Origin of the sequence: Nostoc edaphicum CCNP1411 (assembly GCF_014023275.1) — a bacterium.
GTDB classification, from domain to species: domain Bacteria; phylum Cyanobacteriota; class Cyanobacteriia; order Cyanobacteriales; family Nostocaceae; genus Nostoc; species Nostoc edaphicum_A.
Window position 1 is genome coordinate 4,202,285 of the sequence record NZ_CP054698.1, and the last position, 20,433, is coordinate 4,222,717.

Consider the following 20,433-nt stretch of genomic DNA (forward strand, 5'->3'; position numbering starts at 1 on the left):
GCTTCCGGCTCTTCGTATAGACAATACACAATCTCTGGCTTTTGTCCAATTTTCTGTTAAGAAAGATGTTTATAATGGATAGCTTAAAAAGGGGGGAACCGGAATCAAAGTCCCCCTTTTTAAGGGGGATTTAGGGGGATCTAGAACGTTTTATTACCGAGAAGAAAACTTTTCAAACATCCTCTAAGAAAAATTGAGGGTTTGAAACCCACGGAGGTGGGTTTTGTTTGTGTCGAAACGGTTTATAACCGCCTTTTTAATTACAATCCAATTCACTCACAACAACTTATCGGGTGTAATTGGCAAATCACGAATCCGCTTACCTGTGGCATGATAAACTGCATTCGATATAGCAGCTGCTACTCCAACAATGGGAAGTTCCCCCAGGCTTTTGGTTCCTAGCGCATTCACAAAGGGATCGTGTTCTTCAACAAATTGCACTTCCATATTTGGGATATCTGCATGAACCGGAATCAGGTAATCGGAAAGATTAGCACCAACTATTCTGCCCTGATTGATATCCATGACAGTTTTCTCCATCAGCGCCATCCCAATTCCCCATGTAATCCCACCAACAACTTGACTCCGCGCTGTCTTAAAGTTGAGAATTCGCCCTGCACCATAAACGCCTACACAACGTCTAACTTTGACTTCTCCCAATAACTCATCAACTGCAACTTCCACAAATATCGCACCAAATGAGTGTTTGGCGTATTCTTTGCTCTCTGGACTGGCTGAAGATTCTTCTGTAACTTCTAAACTCTCTAACCCATGACGGCGTAGAATATCGGTGTAGCTGTCTCGCTTCGATGGATCTTGTTTTAAAAATATTTGCCCTGACTCAACGCTAATATCTTCTGCTTGAGATTCGTAAAGCAGAGAATTTGCATCTTTGATCGCCATTTGAATTATTCTATCCCGTGCCGCGATCGCAGCTTTATGCACCGCCGGAGAAACACTAGCAACGGTAATTGAGTTCCCTGCAATCGGCGCTTTAGGAAGATTGCTATCACCTAGTTCAAACTGCACTGGTAAGCCTAATACTTCAGAAGCTATCTGCGTCATCACTGTATAAGTGCCAGTACCGATGTCTTGTGTACCACTTCGTACTTTCACTTCTCCACTGGCAAAAATTTCTACCTTGACTGATGCAGTTCCAACGTTGGTGGGAAATGTCGCACTTGCCATTCCCCAACCAATCAAGAAATAACCATCCTGCATGGAACGAAGAACTGGGTTGCGTTGTGACCAACCAAAAATTTCTGCACCTTTTTGGTAACATTCTTTCAGGGATTTACTTGACCAAGGTAATTCTTTATGGGGATCAATATCTGCATGATTTCTAAGTCTTAGTTCAATCGGGTCAATATTTAAGGTGTGTGCCAGTTCATCCATTGCCGATTCTAGGGCAAACATTCCCGTTGCTTCTCCTGGCCCACGCATAAAGGTTGGTGTGGCAGTGTTGATGCGTGCCAAACGGTATTTTACTTCCAAGTTGGGACAGGCGTACATCATCGTTGTTGCTGCACCCACAGGTTCTACAAAGTCATCAAATAATGATGTTAAGGATGTGCCAATGTGATTAATGACGGTTAGTTTACCTTCCTTGGTTGCACCTAACGTTAAGTGTTGTTCAGTTTGGGATCTGTGGCCGCAAGCAGTGTACATTTGCGATCGCGTTAGCACAACTTTTACTGGGCGTTTTACATGACGAGATGCGATCGCAGCTAAGATTGTATGCGATCGCAGCAGCGCCTTACAACCAAATCCTCCGCCTAAATATTTGGAGATGACGCGGACATTTTCTTGAGGAATATTCAGCACAGATGCGATCGCTCTTTGGGTTGCAGAAATGCCTTGAGTGGTTTCATACAGCGTCAAGTTATCCCCTTCCCATACTGCGATCGTTGCAGAAGGTTCTAGGGGATTGTGATGTTCCATTGGTGTGGTGTAAACTTGCTCTACCAAGACATCTGCCTGGGCTTTCCCCGATTCAACATCCCCTCTGGTGATTTTACCGGGCATGATGCCAAAAAATATTGATTCGGGTTCAAATATCTCTGCACCTGCCGCCGTGACTGTATAGGGTGCTTCTTCGTAGATAATTTTTATCTTAGAGGCGGCGGTTTCGGCTTGTTCTAAAGTTTGGGCAATTACAACCCCCAAGTGTTGACCATCGTAGTAAATATTATGGTCTTTTTCGGTTGACTGAGGCTGTGGAGGCCCAAAGAAAGGTATTTTTACCAGCGATGGAGTTTGTTGATAAGTAACGACATCTAGCACACCAGGGGCGATTGCGGCGGCGGATGTGTCTATTTGGATAATTTTACCGCTGGCGATCGCACTTTGAAAAATCACTCCATAAGTTAAATTCTCTATTGGCACATCGGCTGTGTAAGATGCTTCTCCGGTAACTTTCAGCCTACCATCAACGCGATCGAGTGGTTTACCGATAATTTTATTCATGACTTTCCTCCCACAACTGAAAGCGCACGTATCAAAGCGCGTTTGACTAATTCAATTTTGAATTCATTATGTGTTTGCGGTTTCGCTTCTTTGATGGCTAATGCGGCTGCATCTTTAAACGTGGCTTCATTGATTGCTTTATTTTGGAGAAATTCTTCAGCTTCCCATCCACGCCAAGGTTTGGGTGCAACTCCTCCAAAAGCGATGCGTGCTGATTTGATAATGTCTTGTTCAATATCTAAAGCAACAGCTACGGAAACGAGAGCAAATTCGTAGGAAGCCCGATCCCTAACTTTTAAATAATGGGACTTATATGCAAAATCTGGAATTTCAATGGCAACAATTAATTCTCCAGGTTGTAATAGAGTTTCTTTTGCTGGTGTCTCACCTGGTAAGAGATAAAAATCATGAATTGAAATTCGACGGGCTTTTTCTGTCCCTTGGATGCAAATTACCGCATCTAATGCCGTCAGGGCTACAGCTAAATCTGAGGGATGCACAGCAATACAATGTTCACTCGCCCCGAAAATAGAATGCATTCGATTGTAACCTGTAATTGCCGAACAACCTATACCGGGAGTGCGTTTATTACAAGGAAAAACTGGATCGCGAAAGTAACCACAGCGGACTCTTTGTAGTAAATTACCGCCTATTGTTGCCATATTTCGCAGTTGTGGTGAAGCACTTTGTAACAAAGCTTGGCTAATTACTGGATAATGTTCTTGAATTTGGGGATGAAAAGCCACATCACTCATTCGAGAGATCGCACCAATGCGGATTCCATTAGCGTGAGATTGAATATCTGCTAAGGGCAAACTATTAATATCAATTAATATATTCGCTGTTTGAACTCCATCCTTCATCAATCCTAGTAAATCTGTGCCACCTGCAATAAATGCAGCAGTTTGGTCTTGATTAACTGTTGCGATCGCAACCTCTTCTGAGGCAACTTTAGCATAACTAAATGGCTGCATCTTCCATTTCCTCTAGCACATCTTGAATCGCCGCAATAATATTAGGATATGCTCCACAACGGCAAAGGTTTCCACTCATCTTTTCTCGAATTTCCGCCTCAGATTTTGGCGATTCCTCTAATATCATTCCTACGGCTGAGACAATTTGACCCGATGTGCAGTAACCACATTGAAAAGCATCATGGGTGATAAAGGCTGTTTGCATCGGGTGGAGTTTGTCATCTTGCGCTAATCCCTCGATTGTGGTAATTTCAGTGCCAATATGCATGACTGCTAGAGTCATACAGGAATTAATTCGCCGATTATTAACTAATACAGTACATGCACCACATTCACCGCGATCGCAAGCTTTTTTAGTTCCCACTAGACCCAGCTTTTCGCGTAGTGCATCCAGTAAAGTAACACGAGGTTCTAGCTTGACTGAGTAGGAGATATTATTGACATTCAAAGATAATTCTACTTCCTCTGAACCCAAGATTTTCAAGTCCTGGGTAAATGAGTTTGAAGTTATTGGAGCTAAGGAATTTTCTTCCATGTTTCATGTAGATAATAATTACATCATTACTTTCAGCAAAACAGTGCTGAGTTCCAAATGAGAATTCTTACTCGGTACTCAGCACTGCTTCTATGACGATCATGTTCAAGTAAAGAGTCTAGATAGGCAATTTAGAGGTTTTTTTGGTAATATTCCTCTATTGCACCTACAGCTTTTAATAATGGCGAATCTAACGGCTCAATCCAATCCGCCACTCCATGAGCTAGTCCCAGAGTTGAGACTCCTCCTGATGGTTCAAGCTTACCATTCACGGTCTTGCTTTTAATAGATTGTAGAACAGCGATCGCGTTGTTTAAATGTGCTGAAGACTCAGGTTTTTTGTCTTTCAGCATCTCTTCGGCAATCTCAGATGCTTGGTCAATCAGCTTGATAAATTCTTCTGTCTTAGTTTTCATGAATTTTACGGACAACTAAAAGGTTCTACGACGAGATTTTTTCCCTCAGACCATTTGATGTTTGGATCTTTTGAATCTTGAATAAATGTCTGTTGAGCACCCCCTGGATAGCATTCTGTAGGTACTTGAGGGGCAACAATTCCTTGATAAGTTGTTGTTCCTGCTGGTAAAGTTATTTTTTGGATCATAGTGGCTTCATTGCCCCATGCTTGATTGAGAGCTAGATTCTTGATTACTTCTACATTTGTTTTATATTTGTCAGTTGTTAAATACCTGCCGTATTTATTTCCACTATTACTATAGTAGCGATAAAAAGTCTTAGGCTGTTCTAGTTTTACTTCCTGACATTTAGAATCTAAGAAGGTAATGGCAATCTCAGATGGCAGAGGACATGAAGAAGTAACTTCTTGGGCAAGGACTTGTGGTGAATTTACAAAACGCGGCAATGAACTGACTGAAAAACTCAGAAGACTTAAACCAATACATGCGGAAGCTGACTTAAAGTTCATATACACTCATCTTCACAATCATTTTTGAATATGAAAATGATACAGCAAGCTTAGTTCCGTTATAGTAAGTTTATGAAATTTAAAAGTCAAATTTAGGTAATTTAGCACCAAAACAGACATAACGGTACTTATTCAAGTTTGTTGGATTAGTGAACAATTCTGAGGGTGTGCAGTTTTTGTTACCACCAGCAACCACAATCCATTGAAGACCAAATTTAGAGTTGTTTCTTAAGAAAGATTGACTAAAAAAGTACTCAGCAGTCAAAATTAATCATTGTGGGTTTAGCTCAAAGGTTGCCTTGAGGCATGAAGGAAGCGTATGTACTCGTGGGGATATTCTGACTTTTAATATGAACACAAATCTAACTCAGAAATTATCCAAACCCATAGTAGAGAAAGTTGCCATTGTCGGTGCTGGGCCAGGGGGTTTGGCTGCTGCGATCGCACTGAGAAGCCAAGGTATCGATGTGCAAGTATATGAAAAAGCTCAAGAATTTCGTCCGGCTGGAACTGGACTAGGCCTCGCTCCTAATGGCTTGAGTTCCCTAGATGCGATGCCTACGGCGGGCTGCGCCAACGCGCCGGGAATTGTCGAAACCCTCAAAAGTTCAGGATGCGAGGTTCACCACACGGTTTTAAAGAATATTCAAGGAGAAACACTCCGAACTAACGCAACTAAATATTTGGAGAATTATGGACAGCCATTATTAACTATTTGGTGGTATCGTCTACAGCAAGTCTTAGCGTCTAGATTGCCATCTGAGATTATTCACCTGAATCATCGCTGTATCGGCTTTGAGCAAGATGAAAACGGTGTAGAAATTCATTTTGATGGCGAAAAATCGGTATATGCAGATTTGCTAATTGGGGCTGATGGCGTTAACTCAATCATCAGAGAAACTTTATTTGGCGAGGGTAAGCCTAATTATATCGGTAGTATGTGTTGGCGTGCCGTCATCAAGTATCACCATGAGCTATTTAATGACTATGAACTAGTTTTTGTCAAAGGCAATCAACAGTTTATGTACATTCTCAATGTGGGTGGCGGCTATACCAGTTGGATTAGTCGGAAGTTCTCGCCTGAGTACTCCCTTTCCCACAGCGCCGATGAGGTGAAGTTTCGCATTCTCCATGAATTAGCTGATTGGGATGAATCCTTTCGGGCGGTGGTCGAAGCAACACCAGCCGAGCAAATTTGGGAAGGGCCGATTTGCGATCGCCCACCGTTAACTCAATGGAGTCAGGGCAGAGTCACTCTCTTAGGCGATGCCGCTCATCCAATGGCGCCTGCGATGGGACAGGGAGCCAATACCACTTTTGAAGATGCTTATGAACTGCGAGAGTGTTTTTCTGATTCAGCTAATCTCCAAGAAGCTTTAACGAGTTACGAACAACGTCGCATTGAACGCACAAAAATTATCCAAGCTCGTAGTGCCTTGGGTGAGATGCGCTACTACGACCTTGACACTGTGGCATCTACTGGGCAGACGCAGCAGCGGCAAATGACTTTGAATGATGATTTTCACAAATGGCTGTATGATTTCAAGCCGTCTGCAATAAGTTAAATTTCAGTTTAGTAAAGCGACTTTTCTCACAAGTAGCGCAGAAATTTATAGCAAGTGCTAATCTTATCGAGTAATTTGAAGATATCAGAAATGACTATTTTTAGTCAAGCCATCAAACACAACAAATTCGTTGAATAATTGAGAATTATTCTTGTAAAATCAACATAACTTCATGAAATTGTTAATTTTTGTTAAAAGCGATGTCGTAGGCATCGCTTTTATCTTTTTAGAGGTAAATCTTTTTTTGATTTGCTAATTTACCGCTATTTTTAGTCGAGATTGAGCGGAAATAATTAGCTTAATATCTATTTAATTTTCTCAAAATTCTCAATTGTCAAAAATATTTCTTCATCAGCTATTTGACTGTTGTAATCAATATTAATTCGGGTTGGATAGCCGAGTTTATGATCGTAGCCTATATCCAAGCTGAATGCATTACGGTTGATCGCATCTTGAATCACATTAAAAAGCTTAGGAATTGTTTTATATTTTTGAAAGAATTGCTGATTAACGGGTTGACCTGTAGCGACAGAAGTGATTGAAGTTGTTTGGCCATTACGTACTTCAATGACTACTGGGCCTCTAGCATCTGGTATACAAAAGCAACTGTTGCTAAATGTATATCGATAGTTAGAAATATTTGCCTGATTCCACAAACGGCGATTAAATCTTAATCGTCTTAGATTCAAGTTATTATTCGTTGTAAGTTGTGATATCTCTACGGTAGTTTCAGACATCACTGGTAGGTTTAGACCTAGAGATAGCAATATTGCTGCACTAATAATGATAGGTAAATGCATATCGTTCCATTTAGTTGAAAAGCCCTAATAATCATAATATATTAATTGTTTTACTTGTTTAAATAAAGCTTGTCTTTTGATTAAATTTACTTTGCAGTTAGCTGAATAGTCTTGCGTGAACACCTAGATTAAATTAATAAGAAAATACGGGCAACAAAATATTTTCAAGCCTCTTTCTTCCGTGTTGATTGTTATAGTCTAAATTATCAATCCTTCCCTTAGTTGAAGTATGAGGAGGATTGAACTATCCCTAATTAACGTGAGTTTGATGAACCTCTCCCTCCCAGCCTCCCTTTCCGTTTTGGAGAGGGAGGAGCAAGAAAAATTCCGCTTTTTCCTCCCCTCTGGGCGTCGGAGAGGGGCTGGGGGAGAGGTCAAATAAGACTTGTCGAACTCACGTTAATTAGCAATGCTGATGATTGTGGCTATTGGGATCTAGCTGCAAGCTTGCAGACATGTCTTAGATCCTGTGTGAATGGCACTAAGTTAAGATACAGCCCTTGCCCTGGCTGGAAACCGATCCTGAGAGGCTCCGCCTCTAGTCGCTTGACCAGAGGCAACACAGGACTTTGGGCTTATCTTAGTGCCATTCGATCCTGTATGATTACGCAACAATCTCAAAGTCTGTAGCTGCTAATACTGGTGGAACTGTGAATGGATTGTTATCGTTATCAATTTTGGCAAATAGACTACCTGTTCCAAAGCCTGGTGATGTCAAGTTTTGGTTGAAGAACAAGTTGCCAGTTCCAAGACTGTAAGTAATGAGTCCAGAGCTAGTTGCAGCGGCTGCATCATTAGCTACTATCTTAATTTGGGACAGATTGTTAAGTCCAACGAAAGTTGTCTGATCCAGAACAATTTTGTCACTAGTGCGGCTGAAGTCAGTAATTGTATCTACACCCAGAGCAGCAGTATTGAACGGAGCACCTGAGTTAAACACGAAGCGATCGCTAGCACCACCACCTGTCAGAATATCATTACCTTTACCACCTATAAGGATGTCATTACCGGCATCACCATAAAGGCTATCATTGCCAGTTCCACCATAGAGTCTGTCATTCCCCTCACCACCAAAGCCGGTCAATGGTGTAGCGGTGCCAGTACCATCAAGCAAGTCATTTCCAGCCCCACCACTGAACCATACTGCATTTACTCCAGTTCCGGTTAGGTTGTTGACATCGAGGATGTCATCACCGCCACCACCATTGATTTCAAACCTCTCTGCACTATCTACAGTCAGGGTGAACGGAACTAAGTTCAGCCGATCAAAGATTGCTTTTCCTTGGGCGTCCTTTTGGAGGCGGAAGTTGTCTCCGACACCCGCACCATTGACCTCAACCACGTCATAGCCAGCATTTCCGCTGATTTTGTCGCTACCGTCACCGTTGTTCCAGATCAGGCGATCGTTGCCGTTTCCGCCACTAAAGGTGTCGTTGCCGCGATTTCCGAGTATAGTATCGTTGCCATCCCCACCAGATAGCCAGTCAATACCGTCGCCACCTCGTAGCAGGTCATTACCAGCGCCACCATTGAGGGTGTCATTTCCAGTACCACCAGTTAGGGTGTCATTTCCATCACCACCAGAGGCAGTTAAGGGTGTAGATGTGCCACTAGCATCAAGCAAATCATTTCCAGCCCCACCACTGAACCATACTGCATTTACTCCAGTTCCGGTGAGGTCGTTGACATCGAGGATGTCATCGCCACCACCACCATTGATTTCAAATCTCTCTGCACTATCTACAGTCAAGGTGAACGGAACTAAGTTCAGCCGATCAAAGATTGCTTTTCCTTGGGCGTCCTTTTGGAGGCGGAAGTTGTCTCCGACACCCGCACCATTGACCTCAACCACGTCATAGCCAGCATTTCCGCTGATTTTGTCGCTACCGTCACCGTTGTTCCAGATCAGGCGATCGTTGCCGTTTCCGCCACTAAAGGTGTCGTTGCCGCGATTTCCGAGTATAGTATCGTTGCCATCCCCACCAGATAGCCAGTCGATACCGTCGCCACCTCGTAGCAGGTCATTACCAGCGCCACCATTGAGGGTGTCATTTCCAGTACCACCAGTTAGGGTGTCATTTCCATCACCACCAGAGGCAGTTAAGGGTGTAGATGTGCCACTAGCATCAAGCAAATCATTTCCAGCCCCACCGTTGAACCATACTGCATTTACTCCAGTTCCGGTGAGGTCGTTGACATCGAGGATGTCATCGCCACCACCACCATTGATTTCAAATCTCTCTGCACTATCTACAGTCAAGGTGAACGGAACTAAGTTCAGCCGATCAAAGATTGCTTTTCCTTGGGCGTCCTTTTGGAGGCGGAAGTTGTCTCCGACACCCGCACCATTGACCTCAACCACGTCATAGCCAGCATTCCCGCTGATTCTGTCGCTACCGTCACCGTTGTTCCAGATCAGGCGATCGTTGCCGTTTCCACCACTAAAGGTGTCGTTGCCGCGATCGCCTACTACAGTATCGTTGCCATCCCCACCAAATAGCCAGTCGATACCGTCGCCACCTCGTAGCAGGTCATTTCCAGCGCTACCATTGAGGGTGTCATTACCAGCGCCACCAGTTAGGGTGTCATTTCCATCCAAACCACTGAAGTTATCAGAAGCGGCATCACTAGTACCTGTATCTGCTCCATTAGTTGGCCCTGGCCCTGGAATCCAATTTATTGCCATGATCAATACTCCCAATTCTTAATTTTTAAGAGAATAACGAGGTACTAATACTTCATTTCTAAGAGAATATGAAAGTACTAGTTTCTGTCTATGAACTATAAAACTTATGGTTTTTAGCTGCTAAGTATTACTCAGAGATACTTGCTTCTTTTATGCAGAATCTCGATTTTTCTAAAACTTCTTGACTATGAAATTTGCAGACAGTCCTTAGTACATTTCAACTTTTTCGGCATGTGGAAAAGAAAGAATGGTTCGCCAATGCCTTGCCCAAACTAGCTTTCAACTGATTGAATCATTTTCGCTCAAGTTAAAGCGAATGTCAGTAGCTTTAAATAAATGACAATTTTAAATATTAACCCGTGTTCATATTGTTATTTTGCTGACAAAGACATTAATTCTTCGAGCAGTATTAATAACTAAATGTTTATCTGTAAAATATAGTAAGTCTTGATACAAAGTATTTAAAAGCGCCAGCAAACAACAGCAGCTACTAAAAATCAATTCATACTGTTACTAATAAAGGGTTTTTGCTGAAGGCTGAAGCATTTATTTTTGCATTTACTCTCAAGCAAGCATGTATATAATGAGTAAAATATAATACTTTAATCTGATTCTCATTCCCTCCCTTGTTAAGCCTACGGTGTACACACAAGTCGAAAAAAGATCAATTTATCTCGTTCCTATGCAGAGAAATAGGAATGCCTGATTAGGGGCTGCTGCCTCTAGTCAGATATTGAGTCAGAGACTCAATGAATGCATTCCCAGTCGGAGACTGGGAACGAGGAAATGCTTATCAAGCTAGGTTTTTAGGACTTGTGTGTACACCGTAGCCTTGTTAGGCAGGGAATGAGAGAATGTTAACTCGCGACTAAATTGCCCCAACCGACGTAGGGTAATTTTGCAGCCGTTGCTTTAACTTGGGCGGCATTCGCCACCAATTGACCGCAAGCGTCCCAAGTTCCAGAAATAAATGTGCTTCTTGTCCCTTCACCGATCGCAACTGGGGCTGTGTAATCACCAATTTGCACTTGTAAGGTTTCCAAATTTACTGTCACGCCAGCTTGAGGATTGGCAGCGACTAACTCTTGCAGTTGTTTAACAGTAACAGCATCAGCTGTCAGACAAGGTATGCCCATTGCCACACAGTTACCGAAAAAGATTTCTGCGAAGCTTTCACCGATTAAAGCTTGGATTCCCCATTTTGCGATCGCTTGGGGTGCATGTTCCCGTGATGAACCACAGCCAAAGTTACGGTTGACTATTAAAATATTCGCCCCTTTGTATTGGGGTTGGTCAAAGGCATGTTCACCTTTAAGTGCTGTCCGGTCATCAATAAACGCGCCTTCGCCTAACCCATCAAAGGTAACGGCTTTCAAATATCGCGCGGGAATAATGCGATCGGTATCTATATCATTGCCCACTAAGGGTATACCGCGCCCTGAAACTGTTTTAACTTCACTCACCATAAACTTTATTTACCTATCATTTCAATGACAGCCTAATTTCTACAAATGACCAATGACAAATGACCAATGACCAAAAAATTACAACAACTCACGCACGTCAGAGACTTCGCCTTTAATCGCAGCTGTAGCGACCATCGCCGGACTCATTAATAATGTGCGGCCAGAGGAGGAACCCTGTCTGCCTTTAAAGTTGCGGTTGGAGGAAGAGGCGCTGATTTGTCTTCCTTGCAGCTTATCGGGGTTCATGGCTAGGCACATAGAACATCCTGGTTCACGCCATTCAAATCCAGCTTCCTGAAAGATTTTATCTAGTCCTTCAGCTTCCGCCTCTTCCTTCACCCGTTCAGAACCAGGGACAACAAAGGCTTTGATTCCCTCTGCAACGTGGCGACCTTTGGCGATTTTCGCAGCTTCTCGCAAATCGCTAATTCTACCGTTGGTGCAACTACCAATAAAGCAGACATCTATTTTAGTACCCTTGATCGGTTGACCAGGATATAAATCCATGTAACGGTAAGCTTCTTCGGCAATAAATCGGTCTTCTTCTAGCAGTTCTTCTGGTTGAGGTACTGACTGGTTGACGCCGATACCTTGACCGGGAGTAATCCCCCAGGTGACGGTAGGAGAAATTTCCGCAGCGTCGAATACCACCACATCATCGTATTGGGCATCAGCATCACTCTTGATGGAATCCCACCAAGCTACTGCTTTATCCCAATCTCCACCTTTGGGAGCAAAATCTCTGCCTTTAAGGTAATCGTAGGTGACTTGATCGGGATTGACATAGCCGCAACGTGCACCGCCTTCGATCGCCATATTGCAGACAGTCATCCTCTCTTCCATATTCATTTGTTCAAATGTCGTCCCTGCAAATTCGTAGCCATAACCCACACCACCTTTCACGCCAAGGGTGCGAATGATATGCAGGATGACATCTTTGGCATAAACTCCTGGGTTGAGAGTGCCGTTAACTTCGATTTTGCGGACTTTCAGTTTGGAAAGGGCGAGAGTTTGGGAAGCGAGAACATCCCGGACTTGGCTAGTACCGATACCAAATGCGATCGCACCAAATGCCCCATGACTGGAAGTGTGGCTATCTCCACAAGCGATCGTCATTCCTGGTTGGGTTAGCCCAAGTTCTGGAGCGATGACGTGAACTATACCCTGACTACCAGAGCCAATATTGTAAAAAGTTATGTTATTTTCTTGACAGTTATTTTCGAGCGCCTGAATCATTTCCTCTGCCAAGGTATCGGCAAAGGGACGCGCCTGGTTTTCTGTCGGCACAATATGATCGACCGTGGCGACAGTCCGCTGTGGAAACAGTACTTTTAGACCCCTCTCGCGTAACATAGCAAAGGCCTGGGGACTGGTGACTTCATGAATTAGGTGAAGCCCAATAAATAGTTGTGTCAGCCCTGAGGGAAGTGTACCAACGGTGTGTAAGTCCCAAACTTTGTCAAACAGGGTACCTTTGCTCATACGTCAATCAGTATTTAAAGAGTCCGGTCTTAAATAGTATCAAAAAATAGTCTAGGTTTTGGCAGATAACTTAAATATTGTTAAACGCAGAGGGGAGGCAGCGCGCATTGGTGTCAACTTAACGCGAAACCGCACGTCCGCCAGGGATTGTAAATCCCTGTCTCATAGCTAAAGTCATCTGAAGATGACTAGATATCCCCAAAAATATTCAGTCTACTTCAGTAGACTTTAGCTATGAGCCAGAGAATGAATTCTCTGGCGGGTTATGAAGCCCGTAGCGCAGCTATTTCTAGCTTAAGTTGACACCAATGGGCAGCGTGTTGCGGGGGTTCCCTCCGTTGTAGCGACTGCCGTCGCACAGAGGTACGCAGAGAATTTGTGATGTGATTGGATCGCCTTTGAGGTAGTAAATGCGAAAATTCTCCGAAATATTGAGATGCAAAGATGTAAATAACTTTATCCTTTTCCACAAGGATGTGTTAAGACAATACGAGATAATTGCACTACCAGGTTATGCCCATAGATTTACGGGAATTTTATCAGGCTAGCGATCCCAGCAGAACTCTGTTTGTCAACAATAGCTCTGATGGCAAATATTACATAGATTTTTCCTCGGTACGAGGTGGTGATATTCTGGGCAAGCTGAAGCAGAAAATTACTTTTTTTAAGCCAAATGAACCCACTTGCACTTTATTTACTGGGCATATTGGTTGTGGGAAATCGACAGAACTATTACGGTTACAGGCAGAACTGGAAAAGTTAGGTTTCCATGTGGTCTATTTTGAGTCCAGTGACGACCTGGAAATGACCGATGTCGATATTGCTGATGTGCTGCTAGCGATCGCTCGTCGTGTAAGTCAAAGTCTTGATAAAATTACTCTGGAGTCACCTAACAAATTTAATGAGTTGCTGCAAGGTGCTTGGAAGGTCTTAAACTCCGAGGTGACAGCGGGAAAAGTTAAGCTTCCGGTGGTTGGTGATGTCGGTTTATCCGCAGATAAAGAAAAGTTGTCTCTGTCTGTGGGCATTGGTGAAATCACCGCGAAGATGAAAAATGACCCAACACTGCGAGAAAAACTCAATCAGTATTTAGCACCGCAGAAAACGAAACTGCTGGAAGCGATTAATCAAGAATTATTGGAACCTGCGATCGCTAAACTCAAACAGCAAGGTAAAAATGGTCTGGTGGTAATTGTCGATAATCTTGACCGCATAGATAATCGTGCCAAACCTTGGGGTCGTCCGCAGCAAGAATATTTATTTGTCGATCAGGGTGAGTTTTTGACGAAGCTGAATTGTCATCTCATCTACACCATGCCCTTATCTTTGAAGTTTTCCAATGATTACGGAATGCTAACCCAGCGTTTCCCAGAAGATCCCAAGGTGTTACCAATGGTACCTGTACAATGGTCTGATGGCAGTGTTCATACACAGGGAATGGCACTCATGCAGCAGATGGTACTAGCTAGAGCTTTTCCTGACTTGACACCAGAGGAGCGTTTAAGTAAAGTTACCGAAATTTTTGATAGTGCTGCTAGCCTAGAACGCTTATGTAAAATGAGCGGTGGTCATGTGCGAGATGTGTTAAGGCTGCTGAATACCTGGATTATGGAAGAGATGAGTCTTCCCTTAACCCGTGAAACCTTAGAGCAAGTGATTCGTTCTCGGCGGAATGAAATTATGTTGCCGATTTCTGAGGTTGAGTGGCAATTGTTACGTCACGTCAAGGAAAGAAAAAAGGTGAGTGATGACCACGGATATCAAAAACTGATTCGCAGTCGGTTTGTGTTTGAATATCGGGATAGTGGCGAGTCTTGGTTTGATGTTAATCCGGTTTTGGCAGAAGCGAAGGAGTTGCAGTGAAGTATCTTTCACTTACCCACTCACCCGCCAGGGATTAAAATCCCAGGCTAATAGCTAAAGTCCTCTTAAGAGGACTAATAATTACTTCCAGTCTACTAGTCCACTGAAGTGGACTTCAGCTATTAGCCTTGCACTTAAGTGCAAGGCGGGATATGTTGACTCAACGTCAAAACATATAGTCAAAATTCGCACCTGAAAAGCACATAAGCTTATGACAGACTCGCAATCACCAGAAGATGATCGTGTAAGCAGCAATCGCTCTCTGAAACAATTAGCTTGGGCGATCGAATCCTCTGTGGGACAGTTTAAGCTGATATTGGCACGGTGTAATTATGCTAGCTTGCGCGATCGCTTAATCTCCAAATTGCAGGAAATTTGTCAAGTTGAAATTCGTGTCTTGGCAGTGCAGCAATCTAACAGGACTCTTTATACTGCAATTCAGGAAGAATTCGGCGCAGAAATGCCAGCCTGTGTGATGGTTGTGGGTTTGGAATCAGTGCAGAATTTGTCTGTGATGTTAACTTCTGCAAATCAAGTGAGAGAGGAGTTTCGCAAGAATTTTGCTTTTCCCTTAGTGTTGTGGATTGACGATGAAATCTACAAGCAACTAATACAACTTGCGCCTGATTTGGAAAGTTGGGCAACTACGAGAGATTTTGCCATATCAACACAAGAATTAGTAGATTTTATTATCGAAACAGCTAATCAATGGTTTAGTAATAACTTCAAATTTAGCGTAGATGTATATATCAAACTGGAAAATGAGTTAGAAGCGGCGCAAAGAGAATTACTTAAAAAGCCAGATGTTTATAATTTAGAAATTGAAGCTAATTTAGAATCTTTGTTAGGTTTTATCAAACAGATAAATAATCAAACAGATTCGGCGTTAGAGCATTATCACAAAGCTGATAAACTCTGGCAGCAAAGTCATAATTTAGAACGACAGGCAAAAGTCCCTGAGTTTTCACCTCATCCTCAAAACCTAACCCCCCAGCCCCCTTCCCTACAAGTTAAGGGGGAGAATTCAAAGCCTCTCTCCTTGCAGGAGAGAGGTTTGGAGAGAGGTTTTTCCGATTCCATGAAACGACAGGTAAAAATCCTTAGTGAGATTGGCTTTTGTTATTATTTAAAAGCTTTTAAACATCAAGATATCAATCATCCAGATTGGCAAGCAACTTGGCATTATATTCAAGAGTATATAAATTTTATTAGCCGATTGAGAAGTCCAAATTTAATTGCTAATTCAGTAGTTAAATTCGGTGATATCTTGCGAGACTTGCAAAAGTGGGAAACCTTGCAGAGTCTTTCCGAACAAGCTTTAGTAATCCATCAAAATAACAACCAGCTAAGAGAATTAGCTAAAGATTACGGTTTTTTAGCTGAGGTAGCTTTGGCTCAAAAAAACTGGGTCAAAGCAAATCAGCTTGTTCAGCAAGCCTTAAAGATTTTTTCTACGATTCCCAATCTGGAATCAGCAAATACATCAGGGATTTTATCTGATATTCCCGAAAGAGATTTAAAATCAAAAGATTTGAGTTTATATCAGTTTATTTTAGGCCGTTCTCAATACCAATTAAGTCAAACTCAACAGGCAACTCTCAGCTTAGAAACTGCTAGGAATGTAGGTAATCCCCTAGAAGATGTCAGACTTTACTTGGATATTCTCAGATTTTTGCAGCAGCTTTACTTTGAGCAGAAAGAATATCTCAAAGCATACAAAATCAAACAGCAACAGCGTTCTATTGAACAGCAATTTGGTTTGCGGGCTTTTATTGGTGCAGGTAGATTAGAAGCTACCAAACAGGCATTTGTCGAGACATTGCGCTCAAACTCTCCCCAAGGAAACATTGCCCCAGAAATTGCTGCATCTGGTCGCCTCTTGGATGTAGAACGTTTGATTGAACGCATGGGTCGCCCTGATTATAAGTTGATAGTAATTCATGGGCAATCGGGTGTCGGCAAAAGTTCCCTGGTGAATGCGGGATTAGTGCCAGCTTTAAAGAATAAAGCGATCGGTACTCAAGATTATTTGTCGGTAGTAATGCGTGTTTATACCAACTGGGTGGAAGAGTTGGGGAATCTTTTGGGAAGAGATGAGGGGGATGTAGCTTTAGCTTCTCGCAGGGTGGAGGATGAGGGGGATGGGGGAGGATTAGAAGGTCAACATCGAGCCTCAGAAGGTCAACATCGAGCCTCAGAAGGTCAACATCGAGCCTCAGAAGGTCAACGTCGAGCCTCAGAAGGTCAACGTCGAGCTTCAGAAGGTCAACTTCGAGTCTCAGAACTCGGAACTCCGCAATATTTAATATCCAAACTCAAAGAAAACGAACAGCGCAACCTCCGCACGGTGTTAATTTTTGATCAATTTGAGGAATTTTTCTTTGTTTACACCGAACCTCTACAAAGGAAGCAATTCTTTGAGTTTCTGGGAGAGTGTCTGAATGTTCTATCAGTGAAAGTAATCTTATCACTGCGGGTAGATTACATCCATTACTTGCTAGAGTGCAATGATTTGTCCAGTCTCAAGATTATTGGCAATGATATTCTCAGCAATAATGTGCTTTACAAGTTGGGGAACTTCTCACCTGCTGATGCGAAGTCAATTATTCAGCGTTTAATTGAAAATACTAGTTTTCGCTTAGAACCTGCTTTAGTTGAACAAATGGTGCTGGATTTAGCCGGAGAATTGGGTGAAGTTCGTCCCATTGAGTTGCAGGTTGTGGGGGCACAACTGCAAACGGAGAATATTACAACTTTGGCGGAATATCTGCAACGTGGCACTAAGGACGAATTGGTTAAGCGTTATTTGGATGAAGTTGTTAATGATTGTGGTGAAGAAAATCAGCAAACAGCAGACATATTAATGTATTTGCTGACGGATGAAAAAGGAACTCGCCCTTTGAAGACTCGCGCTGAGTTAGAACGCGATTTGATGCCTTATTTCTCTGAGATCCCCCCAACCCCCCTTAAAAAGGGGGGCTTTATTCTTTCTATCCCCTTTTTAAGGCGATCGCCGAAGGCGGGGGGATCAGAAGCTAGGGCGGAACAAGGTTCTGAAATTAGTAAATTAGATTTAGTGTTGGAGATTCTTGTCCAATCCGGCTTAGTGGTTTTGCTACCAGAAAACTTCGCCGACCGTTATCAACTGGTACATGACTATATTGCCGCCTTTATCCGCCAGCAACAGGAACCGAAGTTAAAACAGGTGATGGCGGAACTGGAAAAAGAACGAGAACAAAGAAAACAAAGTGAAGTAAAACTTAATCGTGTTTTCAAACGCGCCCTTTTTGGTTCCATAACCGCAGGTTTAGGATTTGCTGTTTTAGCTGCGGCAACATTCCAGTGGGCAATAGAGGCAAATGTTAGTCAAATTAACGCCATCAATAATTCTTCTGAAGCCTTTGCTGTCTCTGGACAATATCCAGATGCTTTAATAACGGCCTTAAGGGCAAGTAGCAAACTCAAGCATACACTTTGGGCACAGCACAGAAGTGATATCTCAATGCTAACTGTGGCAACTTTACAGCAAGCGGTTTATTTAAAGCCAAACGAGAAGAAAGAAAATCGAGCGATCGAGGTGAATACTTTAGAAGGGCATAGCAGTTGGGTCAATAGCGTCGTCTTCAGCCCCGATGGACAACAGTTAGCTTCTGCTAGTGATGACAAAACCATCAAAATCTGGGATGTCAGCAGTGGCAAACTCCTCAAATCCCTGACTGGTCATAGTAGTAGGGTCATTAGCGTCGCCTACAGCCCCAATCGACAACAGTTAGCTTCTGCTAGTCTTGACAAAACCATCAAAATCTGGGACGTCAGCAGTGGTAAAATCCTCAAATCCCTGACTGGTCATAGCAGTGCGGTTATTAGCGTCGCTTACAGCCCCAATGGACAACAGTTAGCTTCTGCTAGTTGGGATAAGACCATCAAAATTTGGGATGTCAGCAGTGGTAAAATCCTCAAATCTTTGACTGGTCATAGCAGTGCGGTAAATAGCGTTGCCTACAGCCCTAATGGTCAAGAGGTAGCTTCTGCTAGTGGTGACAAGACCATCAAAATCTGGGATATCAACAGTGGTAAAATCCTTAAATCCCTGACTGGTCATAGCAATTCGGTCTATAGTGTCGCCTATAGCCCCAATGGACAACAGTTAGCTTCTGCTAGTGGTGACAAGACCATCAAAATCTGGGATATCAACAGTGGTAAACTCCGCCAATCCTTGAATGGTTATAGAAGTGTAGTCAAGAACATCGTCTATAGCCCCAACGGACAAGATTTAGTTTCCGCTAGTCTTGACAAGACTATCAAAATCTGGGATGTCAGCAGTGCTAAAATCCTCAAATCCCTGACTGGTCATGGCAGTTGGGTCAATAGCGTCGCCTATAGCCCCAATGGACAACAGTTAGCTTCTGCTAGTGGTGACAAGACCATCAAAATCTGGGATGTTAGCAGTGGTAAAATCCTCAAATCCCTCTCTGGTCATAGTAATTGGGTTATTAGTGTCGCCTACAGCCCCAATAAACAAGAGTTAGCATCTGCTAGTAGTGACAAGACCATCAAAATCTGGGATGCCAACAGTGGTCAACTCCGCCAATCGCTGATTGGTCATAGCAGTAATGTATATAGCGTCGCCTATAGTCCCAATGGACAACAGTTAGCTTCTGCTAGTGCTGACAACACTATCAAAATCTGGGATGTCAGCAATGGTCAACTCCTTAAATCCCTAACTGGTCATAATAGTACAGTTTATAGCGTTGCCTACAGCCCCACTGGACAACAGTTAGCTTCCGCTAGTGAAGACAAGACTATCAAAATCTGGGATGCCAAAAGTGGTCAACTCCTCAAATCCCTGACTGATCATACCAGTGCGGTAAATAATATCGCTTACAGCCCTAATGGACACCAGTTAGCTTCCGTTAGTCGTGACAATACCATCAAAATCTGGGATGTCAGCAATGGTCAACTCCTTAAATCCCTAACTGGTCATAATAGTACAGTTTATAGCGTTGCCTACAGCCCCGCTGGACAACAGTTAGCTTCCGCTAGTGAAGACAACATTATCAAAATCTGGGATATCAACAGTGGTGAACTCCTCAAATCCTTGACTGGTCATAGCAGTGGGGTCAGAAGTATTGCCTACAGCCCCAATGGACAACAGTTAGCTTCCGCTAGTTATGACAAGACGATCAAAATCTGGGATGTCAGCAGTGGTAAACTACTCAAAACCCTGACTGGTCATAGGAGTGAGGTTTTTAGCGTCGGCTACAGCCCCAATGGAAAACAGTTAGTTTCTGGTGGTTATGACAAAACGATAATTTTATGGGATTTGGATTTCGATAATTTATTACTCAGTGGTTGCAATTTGCTGAATAATTACCTCATTGCCCATCCAGAAGTGTTAGAAGAGTTGCAAACATGCCAAACTCAATCTCGTTTGACGCAAGGTGCAACAGTGTTAGTCATCCAAGGTGAAAAGTTAGCGCGAAATAATGATATTAATGGCGCTGTTGAAAAGTTTGGCAAAGCACAGCAGTGGGATAATAAATTAAAGTTTGATTCCCAGGCGAGAGCGAAAGAGTTAGCAAATCAAGCTAAGTAAGACCTAACCCCCAGCCCCTTCCCTGCTAGCGTTGGGGAGTAAGATTCAAAGCCTTTCTCCTCTTAAGAGAGAGGT

Annotated in this window: 13 protein-coding genes and 1 pseudogene; 4 read left to right on the plus strand and 10 right to left on the minus strand. The window is 43.0% G+C overall.

The features are described from left to right. Positions 1 to 276 precede the first annotated feature (276 nt). The 5 genes from HUN01_RS20160 to HUN01_RS20180 all read right to left on the minus strand — a co-directional run bounded on the left by HUN01_RS20160 (position 277) and on the right by HUN01_RS20180 (position 4,900). The gene (locus HUN01_RS20160) at positions 277 to 2,466 is read right to left on the minus strand and encodes a xanthine dehydrogenase family protein molybdopterin-binding subunit (RefSeq protein WP_181927685.1); all 2,190 of its coding nucleotides are present in this window, start codon (positions 2,464 to 2,466) and stop codon (positions 277 to 279) included. Further along, positions 2,463 to 3,440 (minus strand): FAD binding domain-containing protein, encoded by a 978-nt coding sequence (locus tag HUN01_RS20165; protein WP_181927686.1) that lies wholly within the window; start codon positions 3,438 to 3,440, stop codon positions 2,463 to 2,465. The genes HUN01_RS20160 and HUN01_RS20165 overlap by 4 nt, the downstream gene beginning before the upstream one ends. After that, positions 3,427 to 3,975 (minus strand): (2Fe-2S)-binding protein, encoded by a 549-nt coding sequence (locus HUN01_RS20170; RefSeq protein ID WP_203219491.1) that lies wholly within the window; start codon positions 3,973 to 3,975, stop codon positions 3,427 to 3,429. Before HUN01_RS20170 ends, HUN01_RS20165 begins: the two co-directional genes overlap by 14 nt. A 131-nt stretch (positions 3,976 to 4,106) precedes the next feature. After that, positions 4,107 to 4,391 carry a hypothetical protein gene (locus tag HUN01_RS20175; protein WP_181927687.1) on the minus strand — a complete coding sequence of 95 codons (285 nt, stop codon included), beginning with the start codon at positions 4,389 to 4,391 and terminating at the stop codon, positions 4,107 to 4,109. Between the two features lie 5 nt (positions 4,392 to 4,396). Continuing rightward, positions 4,397 to 4,900, minus strand: coding sequence for a hypothetical protein (locus HUN01_RS20180; protein ID WP_181927688.1), 504 nt, complete (start codon positions 4,898 to 4,900; stop codon positions 4,397 to 4,399). 350 nt (positions 4,901 to 5,250) lie between these two features. Between HUN01_RS20180 and HUN01_RS20185 the strand changes: the two genes are divergently transcribed. Next, positions 5,251 to 6,465 carry an FAD-dependent oxidoreductase gene (locus tag HUN01_RS20185; protein WP_181927689.1) on the plus strand — a complete coding sequence of 405 codons (1,215 nt, stop codon included), beginning with the start codon at positions 5,251 to 5,253 and terminating at the stop codon, positions 6,463 to 6,465. Positions 6,466 to 6,770: 305 nt separating this feature from the next. Here HUN01_RS20185 and HUN01_RS20190 read toward each other — a convergent pair whose 3' ends face one another. Continuing rightward, a complete protein-coding gene (locus tag HUN01_RS20190; RefSeq protein ID WP_181927690.1) occupies positions 6,771 to 7,265 on the minus strand; it encodes a DUF6174 domain-containing protein in 495 nt (164 codons plus the stop codon). 604 nt (positions 7,266 to 7,869) lie between these two features. Beyond that, complete coding sequence (locus HUN01_RS20195; RefSeq protein ID WP_181927691.1) at positions 7,870 to 9,951, minus strand: calcium-binding protein; 2,082 nt, start codon at positions 9,949 to 9,951, stop codon at positions 7,870 to 7,872. 494 nt (positions 9,952 to 10,445) lie between these two features. On the opposite strand from HUN01_RS20195, the pseudogene HUN01_RS36640 reads away from it, so the two are divergent. Next, positions 10,446 to 10,535 (plus strand): annotated as a pseudogene (locus tag HUN01_RS36640) (IS982 family transposase); the annotation flags it as partial. 273 nt (positions 10,536 to 10,808) lie between these two features. Here the strand turns inward: HUN01_RS36640 and leuD are convergent. The 3 genes from leuD to HUN01_RS20210 all read right to left on the minus strand — a co-directional run bounded on the left by leuD (position 10,809) and on the right by HUN01_RS20210 (position 13,341). Further along, positions 10,809 to 11,417 carry a 3-isopropylmalate dehydratase small subunit gene (gene leuD / locus HUN01_RS20200; RefSeq protein ID WP_181927692.1) on the minus strand — a complete coding sequence of 203 codons (609 nt, stop codon included), beginning with the start codon at positions 11,415 to 11,417 and terminating at the stop codon, positions 10,809 to 10,811. Positions 11,418 to 11,495: 78 nt separating this feature from the next. Further along, positions 11,496 to 12,899 (minus strand): 3-isopropylmalate dehydratase large subunit, encoded by a 1,404-nt coding sequence (leuC, locus tag HUN01_RS20205; protein ID WP_181927693.1) that lies wholly within the window; start codon positions 12,897 to 12,899, stop codon positions 11,496 to 11,498. A gap of 289 nt (positions 12,900 to 13,188) precedes the next feature. Further along, positions 13,189 to 13,341 (minus strand): hypothetical protein, encoded by a 153-nt coding sequence (locus tag HUN01_RS20210; RefSeq protein WP_181927694.1) that lies wholly within the window; start codon positions 13,339 to 13,341, stop codon positions 13,189 to 13,191. Positions 13,342 to 13,412: 71 nt separating this feature from the next. Here HUN01_RS20210 and HUN01_RS20215 point away from each other — a divergent pair, with 71 nt between their 5' ends. Both HUN01_RS20215 and HUN01_RS20220 read left to right on the plus strand, forming a co-directional pair. After that, positions 13,413 to 14,762 (plus strand): P-loop NTPase fold protein, encoded by a 1,350-nt coding sequence (locus HUN01_RS20215; RefSeq protein WP_181927695.1) that lies wholly within the window; start codon positions 13,413 to 13,415, stop codon positions 14,760 to 14,762. A 211-nt stretch (positions 14,763 to 14,973) separates the two neighbouring features. Next, complete coding sequence (locus HUN01_RS20220; RefSeq protein ID WP_238845503.1) at positions 14,974 to 20,358, plus strand: WD40 domain-containing protein; 5,385 nt, start codon at positions 14,974 to 14,976, stop codon at positions 20,356 to 20,358. Positions 20,359 to 20,433 lie beyond the last annotated feature (75 nt).

Bases quoted from the DNA above. Each gene is read 5' to 3' on its own strand.
- HUN01_RS20160 (WP_181927685.1), bottom strand. From the start codon at position 2,466: ATGAATAAAATTATCGGTAAACCACTCGATCGCGTTGATGGTAGGCTG.
- HUN01_RS20165 (WP_181927686.1), bottom strand. From the start codon at position 3,440: ATGCAGCCATTTAGTTATGCTAAAGTTGCCTCAGAAGAGGTTGCGATC.
- HUN01_RS20170 (WP_203219491.1), bottom strand. From the start codon at position 3,975: ATGGAAGAAAATTCCTTAGCTCCAATAACTTCAAACTCATTTACCCAG.
- HUN01_RS20175 (WP_181927687.1), bottom strand. From the start codon at position 4,391: ATGAAAACTAAGACAGAAGAATTTATCAAGCTGATTGACCAAGCATCT.
- HUN01_RS20180 (WP_181927688.1), bottom strand. From the start codon at position 4,900: ATGAACTTTAAGTCAGCTTCCGCATGTATTGGTTTAAGTCTTCTGAGT.
- HUN01_RS20185 (WP_181927689.1), top strand. From the start codon at position 5,251: ATGAACACAAATCTAACTCAGAAATTATCCAAACCCATAGTAGAGAAA.
- HUN01_RS20190 (WP_181927690.1), bottom strand. From the start codon at position 7,265: ATGCATTTACCTATCATTATTAGTGCAGCAATATTGCTATCTCTAGGT.
- HUN01_RS20195 (WP_181927691.1), bottom strand. From the start codon at position 9,951: ATGGCAATAAATTGGATTCCAGGGCCAGGGCCAACTAATGGAGCAGAT.
- leuD (WP_181927692.1), bottom strand. From the start codon at position 11,417: ATGGTGAGTGAAGTTAAAACAGTTTCAGGGCGCGGTATACCCTTAGTG.
- leuC (WP_181927693.1), bottom strand. From the start codon at position 12,899: ATGAGCAAAGGTACCCTGTTTGACAAAGTTTGGGACTTACACACCGTT.
- HUN01_RS20215 (WP_181927695.1), top strand. From the start codon at position 13,413: ATGCCCATAGATTTACGGGAATTTTATCAGGCTAGCGATCCCAGCAGA.
- HUN01_RS20220 (WP_238845503.1), top strand. From the start codon at position 14,974: ATGACAGACTCGCAATCACCAGAAGATGATCGTGTAAGCAGCAATCGC.